The organism is Posidoniimonas polymericola (genome assembly GCF_007859935.1).
In the GTDB taxonomy this organism is placed as follows: Bacteria; Planctomycetota; Planctomycetia; order Pirellulales; family Lacipirellulaceae; genus Posidoniimonas; species Posidoniimonas polymericola.
On the sequence record NZ_SJPO01000001.1, the window covers coordinates 482223 to 502155 of the forward strand.

Below are 19933 nucleotides of genomic sequence, written 5' to 3' on the forward strand. Positions count from 1 at the left end.
AGCTCCACTTGCAAACCCAAACCCGGGGCCCCGGCGAGGCGTAGCTCGCCGGCTATTTTGGGTCGTTCTTGTACCCTCAAGCAAGGCCTCCACAAGATGTAGAAACGCCTACTTCTTTGTAGAAAAGAGCCGCGCGATGCAGAGAATAGAGAGCATGAGAACCACCCAAATGACAACACGATCGCGGGCGGAAAAAATCGGTCAGGCCCAGGTGGTGCTGACCGAGGTGTTGAGCAAAATCGCCCGGCCGGGGTACTTCGGCGTGGCGACCCTGACGGTTCACCTGCAGGACGGACACGTGCAGCAGGTGAAGGTGATGACTGAAAAGCAGATCAAGGTTTAACTCCCACTCCCTCCCCCTCTGGGGGAGGGCCGGGGTGGGGGCGCCCTGCTAGTGAGCATGACCCTTTGGTCCTAAAGCAGAGATCGGCCATGTAGCCAACGCACCCCCTCCCTAAACCTCCCCCAAAGGGGGAGGGGATTACTTAACGGTATCGAACGAGCCTGACCCAACTCAGGCATCCCCTTCGAGCCCACCCTGGCGCCCACGCGGCGCCTCGGTGGGCTTTTTTTGTGCCCCGAGCGAGGAACCCAATGCCCGAGACTTCTTCCCACCCCAACCCGCTGCAGGAGTTCGTCGACTCGCGCGACCAGCCGCTGCGGCTCGACCGCGCGGCGAGCGTGCTGCGGGGCGTCAAGCTGCTGGGGCTGCAGAGCCGCAACCAGCGGGAGTACCGCGAGGACGCCCTCCGCCGCGCGATGACGCTGTACGAGGGAGCCCGCGTGAACGTCAACCACCCTGCGGGCGACCCGCTCGCGCCGCGGGACTACCGCGACCGCCTGGGCGTGATCCGCGGGGTGGAACTGCGGACCGGCGAGGGCCTGTTCGGCTCGTTGCACTTCAATCCGAAGCACCCGTTGGCCGAGCAGCTCGCCTGGGACGCCGAGCACGCGCCGCACAACGTCGGGCTGTCGCACAACGTGCTCGCCCGCACATCGCGGCACGACGGCCGCACAGTGGTCGAGTCGATCGAGCACGTGCAGAGCGTCGACCTGGTGGCCGACCCGGCGTCCACCGCGGGCTTGTTCGAGCACCAGTCGCCAGCCGCTCCGGGTGACACGAACGCCGAACTCGAGCAGCAGGTCGCCGAGCTAACACAAGCGGTCGAGCGGGCCGAGCACTCCGCGCGGGTCTACCGGCTGCTGGCCGAGCACGGCCTGCGGCCGTCTACCGGCGCCGGCAAAGAAGGCGTCAGTGGCGGCGCCGCTGTCAGCGAGGCCTTTATCGCCGCGCTGCACGCGACCCGCGACCCTGCCGCACTAGAGCAGCTTGTGGTCGACCGGGCCCGGCTGCTCGACGAGGCGACCCGGGAGAGCTTCGGCCCGATGACGCTGTCGCGAGAGCAGCCGCTGCTCGGCGAGTCGGCGCCCGAGCCGGTCAGCACCGGCGACTTTGTCCGGGCGATCACGCGTTCCAAGTAGCCGCTGGTTCTCCGAGCCGGCGGCAAACGCGGAGGAGCCGCGGCGCTTAGCAATGACCCCTGTTTTGTCTTCTACGAGAGGAGCCCCTTCTATGGCGAACACAATGCGATGGCGCTACGGCGCAACCAACCCCGTGGTGCTGGCGGTCGACTCGGCGACCGTCATCGAGATTGGCGACCTGGTGTATCTCGCCACCGACGACGCCCGTCCGGCTGGCGACCAGCTCGACCAGGGGACCGAGTCGCTCAACCAGCAGACGCTGCACGCCGAGTTTGCCGGCGTGGCGATGCAGCACAGCGCCGCGGGCGACACCCAGCCGATCCGCGTCGCGACGACCGGCGTGTTCGATTTCCCGTGCGACGCGGCGACCTTCGAGGTCGGCGACCTGATCGGCCCGATCGAGAACGCCGCCGGCGACGCCCTCGAGAACCAGAAGGTCAAGGCCGTGGCCGGCATCGGCGCTTCGGTCGGCCGCTGCGCCGCCCGCGCGCCCGACGCCGCCACCCGCGTGCTGGTCGACGTCGTCAGCAGCCTGATGCGCGGCGGCGTGCAGGCCGTGGCGTAGTTCACAACAAATCCCCCTCCTCTTGATGGGGAGGGGCTAGGGGAGGGGTGAGGACCCGCGAGGCAGGTCAGCCTTGAGTGCTTGTTTGGGCAAACCACGTCCGAACTTCTCCCCCCACCCTAACCCTCCCCACGAGGGGGAGGGGATGGACATCTTTCATTTCTATCAGGAAACAAACCTATGCTGAACTATCGCGAACTCAAACGCCGCTACGACCTCGACGGCCCGCAGCAGACGGTCGAGCACCTCACCACCGCGCTCGAGGAGCAGCAGCTCCGCCCCGAGGACTTCAGCCTGCGGGACCTGGCCGAGGCGCTCGTGCCCGACGGGCGCGAGTGGGTCCGGACGCTCGACCCGCGGGCCGACTCGGTCAGCCTGCGAGAAGCCGGCGACGGCGTCGACGTGACCGCCTTCCAGAATGTCGCGGGCCAGGTGGTGCGGTCGAAGGTGCTGGCCGCCTACCAGCAGGAGGCGTTCGTCCTCTCCAAGCTGGTCGACACCATTCCGACGCGGCTCGACGGCGAGAAGATCCCCGGCGCGACCCGCGTCGCCGACTCGATCGACCAGGTCGAGCCCGGCATGCCGTTCCCGAGCCTCGGCTTCGGCGAGGACTACATCGAAACGCCCTCGACCTCCAAGCGTGGATTCATCGTGCCGGTGACCCGCGAGGCGGTCTTCTTCGACCGCACCAACCTGGTGCTCTCCCGGGCGGCCGAGGTGGGCGAGATCCTCGGACTGAACAAGGAGAAGCGGCTGCTCGACCTGCTCGTGGGCGTCACCAACAACTACAAGCACAACGGCGTCGCGTACGACACGTACCAGGCGAGCACGCCGTGGGTCAACGAGCTGACGGGCAACGCGCTGGACGACTGGACCAACGTCGACGCGGCCGAGCAGCTGCTGGCGGACATGCTCGACCCGGCGACCGGCGAGCCGGTGCTGCTGGGCGCGACGCACGTGCTGGTGATGCCGGCCTACCGGCACGCGGCGCACCGCGTGTTCAACGCGTCGGAGATCGCCTACACCGGCTCCGGCAGCGGCACGACCACCAGCGCGGCCAACCCGCTGGGCAACTACACGGTGAAGGAGAGCCGGCTGGCCTACCGACGGGTCATTGCTGCGGGCGAGGCGGCAGCCGACGCCAAGAAGTGGTGGTTCCTGGGCGACCTACGCCGCGCGTTCGCCTACATGGAGAACTGGCCGATCACGGTCACCCAGGCGCCGGTCGGCAGCGAGGCCGAGTTCACCAACGACATCATGCTCCGCTTCAAGGCGAGCGAACGCGGCGCCGCCGCGGTGCTCAACCCGCGGTACGTCGTGAAGTGTACGGGCTAGGTCGAGCGTTGAACGCGGCCGAGTAGTTTGCCCTACGGAATCCCCCTCCCCTGAAGGGGGAGGGGTTAGGGGAGGGGGCTAAACGTTCAGGACGAGAACGTGCTCCTGTACTCGATGCTTTTTACGGCACTCGTCAGGAATGGGACATCGCGCTACACGACCCGACCCCCTCCCCCATAAAGCCAGAATTGGCCCTCCCCCTTGGGGGAGGGAGATGAGTTCGCGCCGCTGCGCGGCTTGCTGCGATTGGCAATGCCGCGTTGAATCGCACCTTCCGCCTTCGATGACGTTTGCTCGCTGATCCTCACCCCACCCCCCAGCCCCTCCCCATCAAGGGGAGGGGAGCTAATCCCTTCCTCCCCCATTGGGGGAGGGGATTTTTAAGGAGCCCGACTCATGCCAACCGACGCGACCCAACTCCAAACCATCCGTCAGCAGACGCTGGACCTGATTGAGGAGATCCGATTGAACCCCAAGCCGACCTACTGGCTCGACGGCCAGCGGGTGCACTGGCAGGAGTACGTCGAGTCGCTCGAGCGGTCGGTCGACTGGTGCGACAAGAAGCTGTTCGAGTGCGAGGTGTTTGAAATCCGTAGCCAAGGAGTCTGTCGCTGATGACCGTACTGAATGCAGAAGCTGATTTTGCGAGCGTGATCGATGGCCTGCAGTCGGTCACCGTGCAGCGTGAAGCGGGCGGGTCGGTTGTCGTGGCCGCGGCTCGGCTGGTGAGTCGCGCGGTGGGCGAAGAAGACTCGTCGGGCGGCGGGGTGCTGATCGAAGACCTGGTGTGGGACCTTCCGTGGCCAGACGGCGCCGCGTCGATCGACGTCGGCGATGAGATCGAGCACGGCGCGAGCGGCAGCTGCGTCGTGCTGCGGGTCGAGCAGCGTGGGCCGGGCGTGCGGTACCGCTGCACGGCCCGCGACGTCACCATCAGCGATGCGACCAGCGTGCTGGTGGACCTCGAGAGCCCGGTCTGGGAGGACCTTGGCTCCGGGCCCGAGATCACCGGCTGGACCACGATCGCCGCCGACGTGCCGGCCCACATCCAGCCGGCGGTTGTCGAGCACGACTACAGCGGCGACCCGACCGTGTCGGCCAGCACGTTCACGGTTTCGTGCGAGGCGGTCGACGACCTCGAGCTGTGCGAGCGCGTCGTCGCGGCCGACGGGGCCGAGTACCGCGTCGACCGCGTCCTCGACGACGGCCGCATCGACAAGCTGCCGGTGCTGGAGGTGACCCAGACGGTTGCCGCGAGTTAGCCCTTTGTGACGCTACTCCGCTCGGGCGTGAGCCGAAAAACGAGGACCGGCTCGACGCGCGGAGTGGGGTGGAAATCAGGGTTGTCGTGACGCGTCGTGCCTGCCCCCATTTCAAGATCACCGAGCGGAAGATCGCCGCACTAACGTCGTTTGGGAAGCGGCTCGATGTTGTTGACCTGGCGATCGATGTCGGTCACGCGGGCGTAGAGCACCTCGATCAGCGCCGCCAGCACCTCGGCCTGGTCGGACTCGAGCACGACGCGGGCGCAGTCCATCAGCTCGCGGTTGGCGTTGAGCCGCTGGGCCTCCAAGCGAACGCCCTCGGCGGTCAGCGCGCCGCCGACGCCGAACCGGCTGGCGAGCTCGGCGTAGTCGGCCGGCGTCCAGCCCGCGAACAGCTCGGGGTAGGCGGCCGCCTGCTCGGCGACCAGCGGGTTGGTCGCCAGGTCGAACGCCTCGGCGGTCATCCCGCTCGGCGCGGCGAACAGCTCTTCGGTCTCGACGCCGAGCGACTCGGCCAGCCGCTGCACGGTCTTGGCGTGCGGCTGCTTGTGACCCTGTGCGATGCCGCGGATGGTCCGCCCGTCGAGCCCCGACGCCGCCACCACGTCCTCGTACGTCAGCCCGTCACGCGCCATCAGCCGCCGCAGGTTGTGCGCGACCAACGCAGTGGGGTTCAGCGGAGAGTTGGCAAGCGGGCTCACGGCAGGCATGCTGGCTGGGGAACGGCCCGCCGGGTTGAGGGAGCTGGGTGTGCGGGCGATATACAAAGGTACACTCAGGCTGGGCGGCCGTCAAATCTGGGGCTGATTGGCCCGCGGTTGATCGGAGTCGTCATGAGAGCGTGGGTGCCGGGGGCGCTCCCGTAAGGGAAGCCCCCGACGCGTGCCGCACGGGGCTAGCTAGCTCCGGGGCTTCCGCTGCCGCGGAGCGCCCCGGGCACCCAATCGTGGTCTAAAACTCAACCACCATCCCATCCTCCGCCACGACAAGTTCTGCGAACGCCTCGCGGGCCATTGCTAGGTCGAGGGGCTGGTCGGATTCGCACATCGGGTTCATGTGCACCATGACGAGTTGCTTGGCGCCGGCGGCGGCGGCGTTCTGCGCGACGTCCGTCGCGCAGCTGTGGCCAGTGAGCTCGGCCCAGTCCCGCTCGTCGTCGTTGAAGTACGCCTCGTGCACCAGCAGTTCGACGCCCTGGATGTGCTCGAGGTACGCCGCGTCGGGCCGGGCGATGGTGTCGGTGACGTAAGCCAGGCTCCGTGCAGGCTCGGTGTCGGTCGCGGGCCAATCGAGTCGGTACCCGACCGAGCCGCCGGGGTGCTCGAGCGGAAACCAGGTCAACCTGCCACCCTGCGGCAACGCGACGCTGTCGGCGAGCGGCGTGAACGTGCAGGGCGGGGCGACCGGGAACAGCAGCTTGTTGAACAGGCACTGCTCGACAACTTCCAGCTTCTCGGGCTCACCGTGCACGCGGATGCGCCGGGCGCCCTGGCCGTCGAACAGGTTGAGCAGGCACGTGAGGCCGAACACGTGGTCGAGGTGCGCGTGCGACAAGAAGATGTCGAGCGACTCGGTCTCGAGGTGCTGCTGAATCTGATAAGCGGCCGTGCCGGCGTCGAGCACGACGCCGATCTCGGGTATCATCAGGCACGCGGTGTGGCGTCGGCGGTTCGGGAAGTAGCCGCCGGTGCCGAGCAGGGTGATTTTCATCTGATACCGCGACCTAAGATGGTAGTACGAACCACTCAATTGAGCGTTGCATGGTGATGGCACCGAAGCCGACCGGCGGAAGGCCGGTTTCCGTGCCCGAGGGCTTCCAGCCAGGAACTCATTTACCGCGCAACCATCAGCACTCAAGTCTAGCACGCCAGGCTCCAAGGCGACAATCAGGATGACCAGCACGACCCGATCCCGTATCACGCTCGCCCTCTCTGCACTCGTGGTCCCGCTGGGGGCCGCGTTAACCGGTTGCGGCGGCAGCGGCAGCAGCACTCCAGCCAAGCAGGAAGTGGTGGTCTACACCGCGCTCGACCAGGAGTTCTCCAAGACGCTGTTCGACGCCTTTACGCGGCAGACCGGCATCGAGGTCAAGCCGAAGTTCGACGGCGAGTCGACCAAGACCACCGGGCTGGTGGCGGCGCTGATCGCCGAGAAGGACCGCCCCCGCAGCGACGTGTTCTGGAACAACGAGGCCCTGCACACGCTGCGGCTCAAAGAGCTCGGCCTGTTGGCGCCGAGCCCGACAGCCGCCGCGGCCGACTACCCGCCCGAGGCCCAGGACCCCGCGGGGCTGTGGCACGGCTTCGCCGCCCGCGCGCGGGTGCTGATCGTCAACAACAACATCGTCCCCGAGGCGCGGCGGCCCGACTCGATCAACGACCTGGTCGACCCGCAGTGGTACGACCGGGTGGGGGTCGCCAAGCCGTTGTTCGGCACCACGGCGACCCACGCGGCGTGCCTGTTCGTCGCGCTCGGCGAGGAGGAAGCCAAGGCGTACTTCGAGGGCGTCAAGCGCAACGCGCGGATCCTGTCCGGCAACCGCCAAGTCGCCCGCGCGGTGGCCAGTGGCCAGCTGGCGTTCGGCCTGACCGACACCGACGACGCGATGCTCGAGGTTGAGTCGGGCGCGCCGGTCTCGATTATCTACCCCGACCAGCAGGACGACGAGCTCGGCACGCTGTTCATCCCCAACACGCTTTCGATGCTCAAGGGCTGCCCGAACCCTGGACCGGCGCAGCAGCTAATCGACTACTTGCTGTCGCCCGACATCGAAGGCCGCCTGGTGATGGGCCCGAGCGCCCAGATCCCGCTCAACAGCAAGACCGCAGCCAAGCCGCGGGTCGAAACCCCGGCGACCGTGAAGGCCATGGACGTCGACTTCGCGGCGGCTGCTGAGGCTTGGGACAGCGCGGCCGAGTTCCTGCGGGATGAGTTTACTGCCGGTAACTAGAGTCAGCGGCTCATGAAGCGTCGCGGCTACGCCGCGCATGATGCTGCTATTGCCGCGCCGGCACAGAGCAAGCCGCGCAGCGGCGCGACTTGATCTCCCTCCCCCATGGGGGGAGGGATTAAGGGAGGGGGTCGGGTTGCAAAGCACGTTGTCGCGCGCCTGACTATCGTCGAGCTGCTAGATCAATACAGGAGAGTTTTCAATTAACGGAGAATTCAGCCCCCTCCCCTAGCCCCTCCCCCTTCCGGGGAGGGGGATTTAGGCTCGCCGCTTCGCGGCTTGCTCTGAGCGCGCGGCGGAGCCGCGACGCTTCATAGTTCGCCACCAACTCAATACCCGTAATGGGCCGCGGCGTGGAGCTTGGCTTGCTCCTCTTCGTTCAGCCCTTCGATCTTCAACGGGTTGAAGCCGTGGTCGCGGGTGAGGTGGGTCCAGAAGGTCATGCCGCTGACGCCGGCCTCGGGGATCTCGACCGTGGTCATCCACTCACGGAGCTCCTCGGCGTTGAGGCTGCGGAGCCACTTGCTGGGGGGCCGGCCGTGGCGGGCGCGGCGGACGGCGAGCGGCTCGCCCGGATCGCTGGGCGGGTCGTCTGGTTCTGGGATCGGCTCGGCGTCGTCCATGACGGACTGCTTGCCGAAGCGCACCTCAGCGGGCACAAGCTCGTCGGGCAGGTAGCCTGTCTTCTCGGTGTACCGCTCGCCGTTGTGTTTCTTGATGGGCGTGGTGATGCCGGTCACCCGCCACTTGCCGTCGACGAGCTCCTCGCGCTCGAACCACCGCCAGTAGTCGTCCTCGCCGATCGTCCAGTGCACGGCAGCCTCGGTCGACTCGGGGTCGACCGGCGGGGCGGGCGTCGGGTTGGGCTCGGTCGCGCGCATCGCCAGCGCTGCTAGCTGGTCGAGCCCCTGGGAGCCGAGTTTTTCTGACAGGCCAAACAGGCCCATCCCGACCATGAAGGCGAAGCGGCGACGATTCATTTCTGACAGGCCCGGGTAGCGGCGGGGGAGGTATTCGACCGGAAACAACCGTGGAATAAACATAGCCCGGGCCCGGCGACCAGGAGCGGCGCCCCCAAGCGGGGTGTGCTCGCCGAAACATCCCTCAAGGTCGGCGCAACCGGCACCGATACCTGTTAGGTCGGACCCTCCTGCGCAGGGACAGCGGCCCGTCCGACGGCGTCCCCGCTCGCTGCTAGCAGGCGGGGAAAGAAGTTCGATGAACCTCAGCGCAAGGACGCGCTCATGTCGGCGACCTACAGCAGCTTTGACACCCTGACGATTGGCTCCTACCAGGGCGAGGCGTCGCACGGCGGCCCGATGCTGCCGGTGCTCGCGGCGATCCCCGCGATTGGACCGCAGGCCAAGGCCGCCGCCCCGGCGCCGCCGGTCGAGGCCCCACCGGCCCCGCTGGTGCGGAACGAGGCCGCGCACGCCGCCGAGGTAGCGCCGCCGCGGTCCCAGGCCGCCGCGCCGCAACCGCCGGCGCACCAGGCTCCAGAGACGCCGGCGCCCACGCCCGCGGCCCCGCTGCCGCGTCCCCAATTCAATCCGGCGCCAGTTGCCGACGCCGCGCCAGACCCTTCGGAGGACCTCTGGCAGGAGTCCTCTTGGGCGGCCCAGCTGTTGTCGCTCGAGACCACGCTTCGGCCGCACGCCCGGCTAATCCTGCTGGCGGCGTTGATCGCGATTACCGGTCTGATGCTGGTCGTGTTGCGCTCGCCGGTCGAGGTGCTGCCGGACTCTCTGCCCAGCAACATGGTCGACTCTACGGAGGTTCCAGCCCTTAGCGAGGTGCAGGGCGCCGTGATGGTGGCGGCCGACGCGGGGTCGTCCGCTCCGCGGCTCGACCCGCTGCCGTCGATGCCCGGCGTGTCGATGCCGGGCGCGTCGCCGGCGCGGCCGTCCGCCACCGTGACCGCGGCCGGCCCGGCCAGCATGCCGGTGGCCCCGTCAGGACGGGCCGGGATGGCCGACATCACGCCGGTCGAACCGCACCGCACCGCGTCGGTGGAAATCGAAACCACCCCGGCGGCCGCGGCCGAGCGGGAAGTACGGGTCGCCCAGGCGCCCGCCTACCCGAGCACCAGCTACACGGCGCCGGCCTGGCCGGTCGAGACCTCGACCACGCCGCCCCACGCCCAACTGCAGTGGCCCACCAAACCCTCTAGCGCAGGCATGCAGCAATGAGCTTTACGGATCAGGCCTTCATCAAGGCGTACCGCACCGACACGCAGACGGAGCCAACCCCGGTCCCGCGTCCCGTGTCGCACTCGCACGAGACGCACCGGCACGGCCCCCACGCCAACTTCGCCAAGTCGCCCGAGCGGCGGCCGCTGTCCGAGGCGATCGCCGAGGAACGCGCCGCGCAGGCCGCCCACGCGGCCCAGCAGCAGCCGGCCGGCGTGCAGGCTTCAATCGCCGGCGTGACGCTGGCGACCTTCGCCGTGCCCGAAGTGGCTTCGCGGCTCGCGCTGGAGTGCGGCGAAGAATACCGCCGCATGATGGCCTACGCGTCGCGCTCTGGCGGGGTGATCGGGCTGCTCGGCGCCGGCCACGGCGTCGGCTGCAGCACCACCACGCTTGCCGCCGGCCTGGCAATCGCCGCCGACGGCCGTGCCCCGGCCGCCGTGATCGACGCCGCCCCGGGCGAGCCCGGTCTGGCGCGGTCGCTTGGCGTCTGCGACTGCCGGTCGCTGTCCCGCACGCTTGAGAATGGCGGGGCGGCCGCCGACGCGCTAATCTATGGCGCGGCTCAGAACATCTCGCTCGGCTTTGCGTTCGACGAGCACACGGTCGACGAACGCCGTGTCAGCGGCGCGCTGCGGGGCCTGATCGCCGACCACTCGGCCGTGCTGGTCGACCTTGGCTGCGACATCGAGTCGATCGCCACCCAGCCCGCCCGCGGAGCCGACTCGCTGCGGCTCGACGCCGTGGTGCTGGTCCGCCGCGCGAACGCCAACGAGGCCGACCTGATGTTCGCCCGACGGGTGCTGACCGCCGCCGGACAAAACGTGATCGGCGTGGTGGAGTCATTCGCTTAACCGGCTGCCACCCGCGCCGGGCTCTACTTCCATCGGCCACTAGCCACCAGCCACCAGCCACTAGCCACTAGCCACTAGCCCACGCTCAGTCATGTACGCCGACTACTGGCAACTCGACGCCAAGCCGTTTGAGCCGCACCCGGACGAGGAGTCCTACTTCCCGTCCGAGTCGCACGACGGCGCGCAGCTCAAACTCCGCTACGCGCTGGATCAGCGGCGTCCGGCCGCTGCGCTGGCAGGCCCTAGCGGCGTCGGCAAGACGCTGCTGGTCGACCGGATCATCGCCGACCTGGGCGACCACGCCGGCCCGGTGGTGAAGGTGGTGTTCCCGCAGATGTCGCCCCGCGACCTGCTGACGCACATCGCCGACGCGCTCGAGGCGCCGCTGCCCGAGAACCCTCGCCGCAGCACCGACGAGGCGGTCGCTCGGATCGACAAGGCGCTCGCCGCGAGCGTCGCCGCCGGCCGCCACACGCTGCTGGTCATCGACGAGGCGCACCTGCTCGAGGACGGCGGGCTGCTCGAAACGGTCCGCCTGCTGCTGAACCTGGCCGCCGGAGCGACGCCGCGGATGACGCTGCTCTTGGTTGGGCAGATGGGTCTGCTCTCGGCGATGGGCCGCGCGACCTCGCTCGAGGAACGCCTGTCGGTCAAGACGCTGCTCCGCTCGTTCGTCTCCGAGGAGACCGCCGAGTACCTGCAGCACCGGCTGAACGCCGCCGGCGCGAGCCGCGAGGTGTTCACCCCCGCTGCGGTCGAGGCGGTGCACCAGATCACCGGCGGCATCCCCCGCCAGATCGACCGGCTGTGCGACCTCGCACTGCTGGTCGGCTTCGCCGAACAGCTCGCCGTGATCGACGAGCCGCAGATCCACTCGGTCAGCAAGGAGCTGCTGGCCTTGTCCACCGACTGACTGTCCGCCGACTGATTGGCGGCCGACTAGACGGCGGCCGGTTTGTCTGCGGGCGAATCGGTCGGAGCGACGATGACTACGCAATCAAGATGCGAGCCAGAATTGTCAGCGGCTGGAGTTCCCTGGGGGGGCGCTCCACTCGCGGGCGGTACTGGCTCGCTCTTTTTTTGCGTGCTACCGACGCTTCTGACAAAACCGACAGAAGAACGTCGACCGCTGCGCTTGCACGATCCGCTCGATCGGGGCCTCGCACCGAGGGCAGGGGAGTCCCGCGCGGTCGTACACGCGGTGGCAGTTCTGGTAGCCGCCGTCCTGGCTGAGGGCGTTGCGGTAGGTGCCGTCGGACAGCGTGGAGCCCTCGTGCTTGATCGCCTCGTGCAGCACGGCGTGCGTCGCGTCGACGATGCGCGTCCACTGCGGCTTGGTGAGCCGGTCGCACCGTGCCTGGGGGTGCACGCCCGCGACGTGCAGGATCTCGGCCGCGTACAGGTTGCCGATGCCGGCGACCGCCTTCTGATCGAGCAAGCCGACCTTGATCTCGCGCCGGCTACCGCCGAGCCGCGCCCGTAAGGAAGCGTCCGTCACGGCCAAGGCATCCGGACCGAGCTTGTCCGGGCCAAGGGCAGCGTCGAACTCCGCTGGCGTCAGCAGGCGAACATTCCCCAGCCCGCGGCGGTCCCAGTACCAGAACGAAGCATGCTCCCCGCCGTCGACATCGAACCGCACCCGCAGGTACAGCGGATCCGGCGGGTCGGCGGTCAGCACCAGCCCGGTCATGCGGGGCTCGAGGATCACCGCGTCGCCCGAAGCCAGCCGCACGACCACCCGCTTGCCGATCCGGTCGACCGCCGCCACCGCCTGACCCACCGCCCGGCGGCGGAACGCGTCGACCCGCGGCGCAAACAAGATCGGCTTCCGCGGGCACGGCAGCCGCTCGACGCCGGCGATCACTCCGCCCGTGATCCCGGCGACGCCGCGGCGCATGGTTTCAACTTCGGGGAGCTCGGGCACTGACGCGACGTTGTGAGGACGGGAAGTAGGGAACGCTAATGGCCGCTGGTCAGTGTCAATTAGCGGCCATTAGCGGTGTTGATGCTAGGGGCCCGTGCAGATCATGCGGTAGCCAGACCATCGCAGGGCGACCGCAGAAACGGCGCCGCCGATGATCGCCCCGGAGTTGAACCAGGAGAAAATCCAGAGCAACTCGCCCCAAGCAGGCATAGGGCCTAGGCTGGTAGCGATGAAGGTCGCGCCCAGAACGCAGGCGCCGACCACCAGTGCGAAGACTGCTAACGGTCGGGTGTTGAAACGGTCGGCCAGGATGAGGTGCACGAGAACCGGGGTCGGCAGGACGAGCAAGGTGAACACGATCGGCAGCGTCACAGCTTCTACACCTCTGCTCAGGTGGTCTGTCGTGAAAGCGACGGCCTTTGCCAGCGCGCACAGAGCCGCAACGATGGTTGTCCAGCCAATCAGGAAGCGTAGACCGAATTGGGCAACGGAGGTAGCGGGGGTCTGCAAGCCGGCCGTTGAGATGCGGACAAGCCGCCAGCCGGTCTTCCACCGCAGCACAGCGAACAGTCCCCAGAAGGTGAACGCGATCACCGCGAACAACACGGCGATCATTGCGTCCCACTCCCGCAGGCTGGACATCAGCAGCAGAAAAATGCACGCGGCGGTACCCGTCGGCGCCCGCAAGACCCACGACGCCTGTGTCCAGGCGGCCCACCAGGCGCACACCATCGGTTGTGAGAGGAGCACCCCAATCAGCAGCCCACCAACCTCCTCACTATCGGGGCCATCGCCGGCAATGGGGTTGAAGAGGAAGCCGAACAGCCCATGTGCCGCCAGCAGCGCCAGTGGCCCCCACACCGCCGGGCGCCACCCCGTCTCGCCGGGCGTCGAGGCCGATTCTTCGGCGTTATCGTCGGTTTCGTCCATCGCTACCCGTCCGGCTCCGCCTTGCTAAAGTGGTAGGTACCGCCGACAATTGACCGACTACAGACTACCAGAAACCGCACGCCTGCAGGCAGAGCGTCCCCGATGAGCACCCCAGCTACCCCTCCCATGGTCCCCGACGCCGTAGGCCGCTTTGGCCAGTTCGGTGGACGCTTTGTCCCCGAGACCCTGGTCAAGGCCCTCGACCAGCTGACCGCCGAGTACGACAAGTCGATCACCGACCAGGCGTTCCAGGATGAGCTGGCCGAACTGCTCCGCGACTTCGTCGGCCGGGCGTCGCCGCTGTACCATGCGAAGCGGCTCAGCGAGCAGGTCGGCGGCGCCCAGATTTGGTTCAAGCGGGAGGACCTCAACCACACCGGCGCGCACAAGATCAACAACACGCTCGGCCAGTGCCTGCTGACCAAGCGGATGGGCAAGGGCCGCGTCATCGCCGAGACCGGCGCCGGCCAGCACGGCGTGGCGACCGCCACCGCCTGCGCCCACTTCGGCCTGCCGTGCGTCGTGTACATGGGCGAGGAGGACATCCGCCGCCAGAAGCCGAACGTGTTCAGCATGAAGCTGCTCGGCGCCGAGGTGCGGCCGGTCACCAGCGGCAGCCGCACCCTCCGCGACGCCATCAACGAGGCGATGCGCGACTGGATGTCCTCAGTCGACGACACGCACTACATCCTCGGCTCGGTGGTCGGCCCGCACCCGTTCCCGCGGATCGTGCGTGACTACCAGAGCGTGATCGGCAAGGAGACGATCGAGCAGTTCCAAGAGCGGTTCAGCCGTTTGCCCGACAAGGTCGTGGCGTGCGTCGGCGGCGGCAGCAACGCGGCCGGCATGTTCTACCCGTTCGTGCCGCACACGGACGTCGAGCTGGTCGGCGTCGAGGCCGGCGGCCGCAGCGACAAGGCCGGCGACCACGCCAGCCCGTTGACCTACGGACAGCCCGGCGTGCTGCACGGATCGTTCAGCTACGTCATGCAGGACGAGGACGGCCAGACCTGCGACGTGCACAGCATGTCGGCCGGCCTCGACTACCCGGGCGTCGGCCCGGAGCACAGCTACTGGAAGGACTCGGGCCGGGTGCAGTACACCAGCTGCCGCGACGACGACGCCATGAAAGCGTTCGACGCCTGCGCCTCCGCCGAAGGCATTATGCCCGCCCTCGAGAGCAGCCACGCGGTGGCCAAGGCGATGGAGATCGCCGCCGGCATGAAGCCCGACCAGATGGTGGTTGTCTGCCTGAGCGGCCGCGGCGACAAGGACGCCATGGAGGTCGCGCGGCTCAAGGGTGTAGAGTTCGGTTGATTCCGGCAAAGAAGGAGTAGGAACACTAATTGCCGCTGATGGACTTCAATGAGAGCTCATTAGTGTTGATCAGTGTTCCCTAACGTCATCGCTCGAATGCCGGAACGGCGCTGTCGCTAGTTCCTGCCTACCTCTAATGTCAGCTATGAATTTCATCCTCGCCCGTACCGCCCTGATGGAACGCCTGAGCGTGACCTCGCAGATCATTGTGGGGGTGTCGCTGTTGATCTCGCTGGCGTTCGTCGTCTGGCTGCTGACCCGCCGGCCAAAGGCGTGAACGGCGGTGACTTTGGCTGCTTACCGATGGCCGTGGGCTCGAGGAAAGTGGCACTCCGCAGCCCGCGACGCCGGGGCTATACTGGTCTTCCCTGCTGCGCTGGGCGCCGGTGAATCCGCAATCTGCAATCCCGAATCCGAAATGCCTTCGATCCCCGACCTGTTCCAGAACCTCCGTGCCGAGGGCCGCAAGGCGCTCATGCCGTTCGTCACCGCGGGCGACCCCGACCTCGACTTCACCGCGGCGGTGCTGAAGGAAGTGATCGGCCGCGGCGCCAGCCTGTGTGAGCTCGGCATCCCCTACAGCGACCCGATCGCCGACGGGCCGGTAATCCAGGCGAGCTACACCAGGGCGCTCGGCAAGAAGATCAAGCTGGCCGGCATCCTCGAGATGCTCGGCGGCGTCTGCCCCGAGGTCGACGCGCCGATCGTCACGATGGTCAGCTACGCGATCATCTACCGGCACGGCGTCGAACAGTACTGCGCCGACGTCAAGGCCAAGGGGGTCAGCGGGCTGATCGTGCCCGACCTGCCAGTCGAGGAATCGCCGCGGCTGGCGAAGGTGACCGGCGAGCACGGGCTGAGCCTGATCCAGCTGGTCACGCCGACCACGCCGCGCGAGCGGGCGCTGCGGATCTGCGAGACGTCGACCGGCTTCGTGTACTACGTGAGCGTCGCTGGCATCACGGGCGAGCGCACCGAGCTGCCGCCCGACCTGATCGACAATGTTGGCTGGCTGCGGAGCCAGACCGAGCTGCCGATCTGCATCGGCTTCGGCATCAGCAAGCCCGAGCACGTCAAGCTTTTGGCGCCGGTGGCCGACGGATTGATCGTCGGCTCGGCCGTGGTGCGCCGCATCGCCACCGCCGCCGAGCGCCCCCGCGACGAGGTGCTCAAGGAAGTAGGCGACTACGTCGCCGAGTTGCTGGCGGCCATGCCGTAGCGGTGCAGGCGCTAGCTGGAAGGCGGTGGGCGCTAGTCGTAGCTGGCGTGCCCCCAAGGTGTCCAATGCCGAACCAGCGCCCAGCGGCCTCCAACCAGCGCCTACTCTGCGGCATTTCAGTGTTGCACGGGCGGCGGGAATGCCGATATAAGCGGATGGGGCGAATGTCCGGAAGATTTATGTTGATTTGGATTTTCGCCGCAAGCTAGAATAGAGGTACTGAGAGTGAGAGAAGCGCCAGGCGGCTGGTCGTCCTTCTCGCCTACGACCCGCCGCTGATTACGTGGAAGAGGCGCACCGGCTATCCGGTCGTGACGTCACGCCTACGGTCACTACCGGAATCGCCGCTGCGGGGCGAGACGGAGACCGTCCATGCTTGACGCCCGTTCGCCCCAAGACCGCCACGACTCTACCGCCCGCCGCTTCTTCGCGGGCCTCACCGAATACGCCTTCCAAAGCCGCTTGGGCGTGGCCGACCCGCCGCTGGTCGATTACGTCTCGGAGCTGCTGGAACGCTTCGTCAGCACAACCTCGCTGTACGGCGTGCGGAGCGTCCGCGGCGAGCAGCTCACTCAGGTGGCCGACATGCTCGCCGAGGCCGAGGCCCGCATCGGCCCCGCACGCCGCCGCGTGCACCGCCACATCGGCGACTTCACGCTGTTCTGGACCGGCGTCTATCCCGAGATGGCCGACCGCATCAAGCGGGCCGGGCTGAAGGACTCGCTGCTCGACTACCGGGACCAGGGCCGCCGGGCGTACTTCCTGGCCAGCCGGATCCCCACCGACAACGACAAAGCGCCGGGCGAACTGCTCGAGCGGATGGCCGATCAATTCGAACTGATTGAGTACGGTTTGGCTGAGGTCCGTCGACTCTGGGACGAAGGTGAACATGAGAACGAGCCCCTGGGCATCATTGTTTAATGTATTGAGGCTTCCGCCCTTGGCGAAGCGTGGTCCGCGGGATACGGTAGGGGCCTTGTCACCCCATCCGGCCCACCCCGCACCCCGACCTCACCTCTGTGGCAGACGTACACCTCTACACCGACGGCGGTTGCAGCGGCAACCCGGGGCCGGGGGGCTGGGCCTATCTCCTGCGCCACCCCGAGAGTGGCAAAGAGCTCGAGGGCTCCGGCGGCGAACCCGAGACCACCAATAATCGCATGGAGCTCACGGCGGTGGTGGAGGGGCTCGCCACCCTCAAACGCCCGACCGAGGTCGAGCTGTTCACGGACAGCGTCTACGTCGGCAAGGGGCTGAGCGAGTGGATGAAGAACTGGAAGAAGAACGACTGGCGTCGCCGCGAGGGCAAGAAGTGGGCCCCGGTTAAAAACGAGGACCTGTGGCGTAAGCTCGACGAGCTCTCCCAGCTCCACCAGATCAAGTACACGAGGGTCGCCGGCCACAGCGGCCACGCCGAGAACGACCGCGTCGACGAGCTGGCGGTCGCCGCCTATCAGAAGTACTTGTAACGCGACGCTTCATAACGCTCGCCGGCTGATCGCGATACAATACCCGGCATGGAGCCCGCTTCCGCCAAGTCGACCATCGAGCAGCTCGCAACGCCGATCACGGTGTTCGACGAGGTCAGCCCGCAGCGGGCCGTGCTGTTTGAGAAGCTCGGCCTCCGCAGCGTCCGCGACGTGCTGTTCTGCTTCCCACGCGACTACGAAGACTTCTCCGACGTCCGCCTGGTCGACGACCTCGAAGAGGGCCTGCTGCAGACCGTCCGCGGCCGCGTGACCGAGGTCGACTCGCGCGGCGGCTTCGGCCGCACCCGGGTCGGCGTGATCATCGAGGACGCCCAGGGCGGCGCGCTCCGCGCCACCTGGTTCAACCAGATCTTTATGCGCGACAAGTTCAAGCCGGGCCAGCTGGTGCAGCTCTCGGCCAAGCCCCGCAAGTCCGGCCTGCGGTGGGAGATGGCCCACCCGCGGGCCGCCTGGCTCGAGGACGACAACGCCGCCGAACACGACGGCCTCTTGCCGGTCTACCCACTGACCGAGGGGATCAGCCTGTACCACCGCCGCCGGCTGTCGGAGCTGGTGGTCGAGCAATTCGCCGAGGTGCCCGAGGAGGTGTTCCCCGACGACCTGCTGCAGCGCCACGGGCTGCTGCCGCTGCGGCAGGCGATCCCGCAGGTGCACTTCCCCAAGAACGACGCCGAGCGTGACACGGCGCAGCGGCGGTTTGTGTTTCAAGAGCTGTTCATCCTGCAGCTGGCCCTCGCCGCGCGGCGGCTCCAGCAGCAGCTCTCGTTCAAGGCGCCGGTGCTGCCGATCGACGCCAAGATCGACGCGAGGATCACGCGGCTGATGCCGTTCGAGCTGACCGCCGCGCAGCGCGGCGCCATCGACCAGATCGCCGCCGACATGGCCCGCGACGTGCCGATGAACCGCCTGCTGCAGGGCGACGTCGGCAGCGGCAAGACCGCGGTCGCGTTGTTCGCGATGCTGCTGGCGGTCGCGCACGGCAAGCAGGCGGTGCTGATGGCGCCAACCGAGGTGCTCGCCCGCCAGCACGCCCGCACACTCGACGCGCTGCTCAAGGAGAGCCGCGTCAACTACCGCCTGCTGGTCGGCGGACAGGGCGACGCCGAGCGCCGCGAGGTGCTCGCGGGCTTGGCCAGTGGCGAGGTGAGCGTCGTGATCGGCACGCACGCCATCCTGCAGGACAAGGTCGAGCTGCCGCACCTCGGCCTGGCCGTGATCGACGAGCAGCACAAGTTTGGCGTCAAGCAACGCGCCGCCCTGCGGACCGGCGACCGCTCTCCGCACTACCTGGTGATGACCGCCACGCCGATCCCCCGCACAATGGCGATGACCCAGTTCGGCGACCTCGAGGTGTCGATCCTCGGCGAGTTGCCCGCCGGCCGCCAGCCGGTCAGCACGTACCTGGTCGAGCCGAGCCAGCTCGACCGCTGGTGGAAGTTCGTGCAGGACAAGCTCCGCGAGGGCCGCCAGGCGTACGTCGTGGCGCCGCTGGTCGAGGAGTCGGAGAACGTCTCGGCGACCAGCGTCGAGCAGGAGTTCGAGCGACTCACCTACGGCGAGCTGCACGGCTTCCGCGTCGGGCTGATGCACGGCCGCATGTCGTCCGACGACAAGGAGGGCGTCATGCAGCAGTTCCGCTCGGGCGCGCTGCAGGTGCTGGTCAGCACCACGGTGATCGAGGTCGGCGTCGACGTGGCGAACGCGTCGGTGATGGTGATCGCCTCGCCGGAGCGGTTCGGGCTGAGCCAGCTGCACCAGCTCCGCGGCCGTGTCGGCCGCGGCGGCCACCCCGGGTTCTGCGCCATCATCCCGCAAGAGGAGCTCTCCGACAACGCCCGCGGGCGGCTCGAGGCGTTCGCCAGCACGACCGACGGGTTCGAGCTGGCCGAGCTCGACTTCTCGCTCCGCGGCCCGGGCGAGCTGTTCGGCGCCAAGCAGAGCGGGCTGCCACCGATGCGCATCGCCGACCTGCAACGCGACCGCGACGTGCTCATCGAAGCCCGCGAGGCCGCCCAGCAGCTCTTCTCCCAAGACCCCGGCCTCAAGGACCCCGAACACCAGAAGCTCCGCAAGCAGATGCTGTACCGGTACGGCAAGGCTCTAGAGCTTGGTGATGTGGGGTAATGGCTGGTCGACGGTGGTTGGGTGCCGGTCATGAAGCGTCGCGGCTCCGCCGCGCGCTCAGGGCAAGCCGCGCAGCGGCGCGCGTAAATCCCCCTCCCCGGAAGGGGGAGGGGCTAGGGGAGGGGGCTAAGTTCCCCGTTAGTCACTGCTCTCCTGTACTGGCCACAACGCAAGCGACTCGTACAGGAGCGCGACAACGCGCTTTGCAACCCGACCCCCTCCCTTAATCTCTCCCCCCCCTGGGGGAGGGAGATCAAGTCGCGCCGCTGCGCGGCTTGCTTTCTGATCA

21 protein-coding genes are annotated in these 19933 nt (G+C 67.9%); 16 read left to right on the forward strand and 5 right to left on the reverse strand.

Going from position 1 to position 19933, the window contains the following annotated elements:
• The first annotated feature begins 154 nt into the window (after positions 1-154).
• The 6 genes from Pla123a_RS01945 (at position 155) to Pla123a_RS01970 (ending at position 4644) form a co-directional block, all read left to right on the forward strand.
• Entirely contained in the window at positions 155-343 is a 189-nt protein-coding gene (locus tag Pla123a_RS01945) for a hypothetical protein (protein WP_146583840.1), read from the forward strand.
• Between the two features lie 251 nt (positions 344-594).
• Positions 595-1482 (forward strand): hypothetical protein, encoded by an 888-nt coding sequence (locus tag Pla123a_RS01950; protein ID WP_146583841.1) that lies wholly within the window; start codon positions 595-597, stop codon positions 1480-1482.
• A 91-nt stretch (positions 1483-1573) separates the two neighbouring features.
• Positions 1574-2047, forward strand: coding sequence for a capsid cement protein (locus Pla123a_RS01955; RefSeq protein WP_146583842.1), 474 nt, complete (start codon positions 1574-1576; stop codon positions 2045-2047).
• 180 nt (positions 2048-2227) lie between these two features.
• A complete protein-coding gene (locus Pla123a_RS01960; protein ID WP_146583843.1) occupies positions 2228-3382 on the forward strand; it encodes a phage major capsid protein in 1155 nt (384 codons plus the stop codon).
• Positions 3383-3778: 396 nt separating this feature from the next.
• Positions 3779-3997, forward strand: a complete 219-nt coding sequence (locus tag Pla123a_RS01965; protein WP_146583844.1) for a hypothetical protein — start codon at positions 3779-3781, stop codon at positions 3995-3997.
• Positions 3997-4644: a hypothetical protein gene (locus Pla123a_RS01970; RefSeq protein WP_146583845.1), complete on the forward strand. Its 648-nt coding sequence runs from the start codon at positions 3997-3999 to the stop codon at positions 4642-4644. The genes Pla123a_RS01965 and Pla123a_RS01970 overlap by 1 nt, the downstream gene beginning before the upstream one ends.
• 140 nt (positions 4645-4784) lie before the next feature.
• On the opposite strand, the gene Pla123a_RS01975 is transcribed toward Pla123a_RS01970, so the two are convergent.
• Positions 4785-5348: a helix-turn-helix domain-containing protein gene (locus Pla123a_RS01975; protein ID WP_197527593.1), complete on the reverse strand. Its 564-nt coding sequence runs from the start codon at positions 5346-5348 to the stop codon at positions 4785-4787.
• A 250-nt stretch (positions 5349-5598) separates the two neighbouring features.
• Positions 5599-6357 (reverse strand): MBL fold metallo-hydrolase, encoded by a 759-nt coding sequence (locus Pla123a_RS01980; RefSeq protein WP_146583847.1) that lies wholly within the window; start codon positions 6355-6357, stop codon positions 5599-5601.
• A gap of 181 nt (positions 6358-6538) precedes the next feature.
• Between Pla123a_RS01980 and Pla123a_RS01985 the strand changes: the two genes are divergently transcribed.
• Entirely contained in the window at positions 6539-7597 is a 1059-nt protein-coding gene (locus Pla123a_RS01985) for an extracellular solute-binding protein (protein ID WP_146583848.1), read from the forward strand.
• A gap of 329 nt (positions 7598-7926) precedes the next feature.
• On the opposite strand, the gene Pla123a_RS01990 is transcribed toward Pla123a_RS01985, so the two are convergent.
• Complete coding sequence (locus tag Pla123a_RS01990; RefSeq protein WP_146583849.1) at positions 7927-8577, reverse strand: hypothetical protein; 651 nt, start codon at positions 8575-8577, stop codon at positions 7927-7929.
• A 264-nt stretch (positions 8578-8841) separates the two neighbouring features.
• Between Pla123a_RS01990 and Pla123a_RS01995 the strand changes: the two genes are divergently transcribed.
• From Pla123a_RS01995 to Pla123a_RS02005, 3 genes are all read left to right on the forward strand, one after another.
• The gene (locus Pla123a_RS01995) at positions 8842-9786 is read left to right on the forward strand and encodes a hypothetical protein (RefSeq protein ID WP_146583850.1); all 945 of its coding nucleotides are present in this window, start codon (positions 8842-8844) and stop codon (positions 9784-9786) included.
• Positions 9783-10640: a CpsD/CapB family tyrosine-protein kinase gene (locus Pla123a_RS02000; RefSeq protein WP_146583851.1), complete on the forward strand. Its 858-nt coding sequence runs from the start codon at positions 9783-9785 to the stop codon at positions 10638-10640. The genes Pla123a_RS01995 and Pla123a_RS02000 overlap by 4 nt, the downstream gene beginning before the upstream one ends.
• Before the next feature lie 91 nt (positions 10641-10731).
• A complete protein-coding gene (locus Pla123a_RS02005; protein WP_146583852.1) occupies positions 10732-11553 on the forward strand; it encodes an ExeA family protein in 822 nt (273 codons plus the stop codon).
• Positions 11554-11727: 174 nt separating this feature from the next.
• On the opposite strand, the gene Pla123a_RS02010 is transcribed toward Pla123a_RS02005, so the two are convergent.
• Positions 11728-12564 (reverse strand): Fpg/Nei family DNA glycosylase, encoded by an 837-nt coding sequence (locus tag Pla123a_RS02010; RefSeq protein WP_146583853.1) that lies wholly within the window; start codon positions 12562-12564, stop codon positions 11728-11730.
• An 84-nt stretch (positions 12565-12648) separates the two neighbouring features.
• A complete protein-coding gene (locus Pla123a_RS02015) occupies positions 12649-13494 on the reverse strand; it encodes a hypothetical protein (protein WP_146583854.1) in 846 nt (281 codons plus the stop codon).
• A gap of 102 nt (positions 13495-13596) precedes the next feature.
• Between Pla123a_RS02015 and trpB the strand changes: the two genes are divergently transcribed.
• The 6 genes from trpB to recG all read left to right on the forward strand — a co-directional run bounded on the left by trpB (position 13597) and on the right by recG (position 19644).
• Positions 13597-14811, forward strand: coding sequence for a tryptophan synthase subunit beta (gene trpB / locus Pla123a_RS02020; RefSeq protein ID WP_146583855.1), 1215 nt, complete (start codon positions 13597-13599; stop codon positions 14809-14811).
• A 136-nt stretch (positions 14812-14947) separates the two neighbouring features.
• A complete protein-coding gene (locus tag Pla123a_RS24415; RefSeq protein WP_197527594.1) occupies positions 14948-15088 on the forward strand; it encodes a hypothetical protein in 141 nt (46 codons plus the stop codon).
• Between the two features lie 141 nt (positions 15089-15229).
• Positions 15230-16030, forward strand: coding sequence for a tryptophan synthase subunit alpha (gene trpA / locus Pla123a_RS02025; RefSeq protein WP_146583856.1), 801 nt, complete (start codon positions 15230-15232; stop codon positions 16028-16030).
• 372 nt (positions 16031-16402) lie between these two features.
• Complete coding sequence (locus tag Pla123a_RS02030) at positions 16403-16951, forward strand: hypothetical protein (protein ID WP_146583857.1); 549 nt, start codon at positions 16403-16405, stop codon at positions 16949-16951.
• Between the two features lie 98 nt (positions 16952-17049).
• On the forward strand, positions 17050-17499 hold the full coding sequence (gene rnhA / locus Pla123a_RS02035) for a ribonuclease HI (RefSeq protein WP_146583858.1): 450 nt from the start codon (positions 17050-17052) through the stop codon (positions 17497-17499).
• Positions 17500-17547: 48 nt separating this feature from the next.
• Positions 17548-19644, forward strand: coding sequence for an ATP-dependent DNA helicase RecG (recG, locus tag Pla123a_RS02040; protein ID WP_146583859.1), 2097 nt, complete (start codon positions 17548-17550; stop codon positions 19642-19644).
• Positions 19645-19933: the final 289 nt, after the last annotated feature.

What these genes read in the sequence shown, in the direction of transcription:
- Pla123a_RS01945 (WP_146583840.1), top strand. Translation starts at nt 155, where the DNA reads ATGAGAACCACCCAAATGACAACACGATCGCGGGCGGAAAAAATCGGT.
- Pla123a_RS01950 (WP_146583841.1), top strand. Translation starts at nt 595, where the DNA reads ATGCCCGAGACTTCTTCCCACCCCAACCCGCTGCAGGAGTTCGTCGAC.
- Pla123a_RS01955 (WP_146583842.1), top strand. Translation starts at nt 1,574, where the DNA reads ATGGCGAACACAATGCGATGGCGCTACGGCGCAACCAACCCCGTGGTG.
- Pla123a_RS01960 (WP_146583843.1), top strand. Translation starts at nt 2,228, where the DNA reads ATGCTGAACTATCGCGAACTCAAACGCCGCTACGACCTCGACGGCCCG.
- Pla123a_RS01965 (WP_146583844.1), top strand. Translation starts at nt 3,779, where the DNA reads ATGCCAACCGACGCGACCCAACTCCAAACCATCCGTCAGCAGACGCTG.
- Pla123a_RS01970 (WP_146583845.1), top strand. Translation starts at nt 3,997, where the DNA reads ATGACCGTACTGAATGCAGAAGCTGATTTTGCGAGCGTGATCGATGGC.
- Pla123a_RS01980 (WP_146583847.1), bottom strand. Translation starts at nt 6,357, where the DNA reads ATGAAAATCACCCTGCTCGGCACCGGCGGCTACTTCCCGAACCGCCGA.
- Pla123a_RS01985 (WP_146583848.1), top strand. Translation starts at nt 6,539, where the DNA reads ATGACCAGCACGACCCGATCCCGTATCACGCTCGCCCTCTCTGCACTC.
- Pla123a_RS01990 (WP_146583849.1), bottom strand. Translation starts at nt 8,577, where the DNA reads ATGAATCGTCGCCGCTTCGCCTTCATGGTCGGGATGGGCCTGTTTGGC.
- Pla123a_RS01995 (WP_146583850.1), top strand. Translation starts at nt 8,842, where the DNA reads ATGTCGGCGACCTACAGCAGCTTTGACACCCTGACGATTGGCTCCTAC.
- Pla123a_RS02000 (WP_146583851.1), top strand. Translation starts at nt 9,783, where the DNA reads ATGAGCTTTACGGATCAGGCCTTCATCAAGGCGTACCGCACCGACACG.
- Pla123a_RS02005 (WP_146583852.1), top strand. Translation starts at nt 10,732, where the DNA reads ATGTACGCCGACTACTGGCAACTCGACGCCAAGCCGTTTGAGCCGCAC.
- Pla123a_RS02015 (WP_146583854.1), bottom strand. Translation starts at nt 13,494, where the DNA reads ATGGACGAAACCGACGATAACGCCGAAGAATCGGCCTCGACGCCCGGC.
- trpB (WP_146583855.1), top strand. Translation starts at nt 13,597, where the DNA reads ATGAGCACCCCAGCTACCCCTCCCATGGTCCCCGACGCCGTAGGCCGC.
- Pla123a_RS24415 (WP_197527594.1), top strand. Translation starts at nt 14,948, where the DNA reads ATGTCAGCTATGAATTTCATCCTCGCCCGTACCGCCCTGATGGAACGC.
- trpA (WP_146583856.1), top strand. Translation starts at nt 15,230, where the DNA reads ATGCCTTCGATCCCCGACCTGTTCCAGAACCTCCGTGCCGAGGGCCGC.
- Pla123a_RS02030 (WP_146583857.1), top strand. Translation starts at nt 16,403, where the DNA reads ATGCTTGACGCCCGTTCGCCCCAAGACCGCCACGACTCTACCGCCCGC.
- recG (WP_146583859.1), top strand. Translation starts at nt 17,548, where the DNA reads ATGGAGCCCGCTTCCGCCAAGTCGACCATCGAGCAGCTCGCAACGCCG.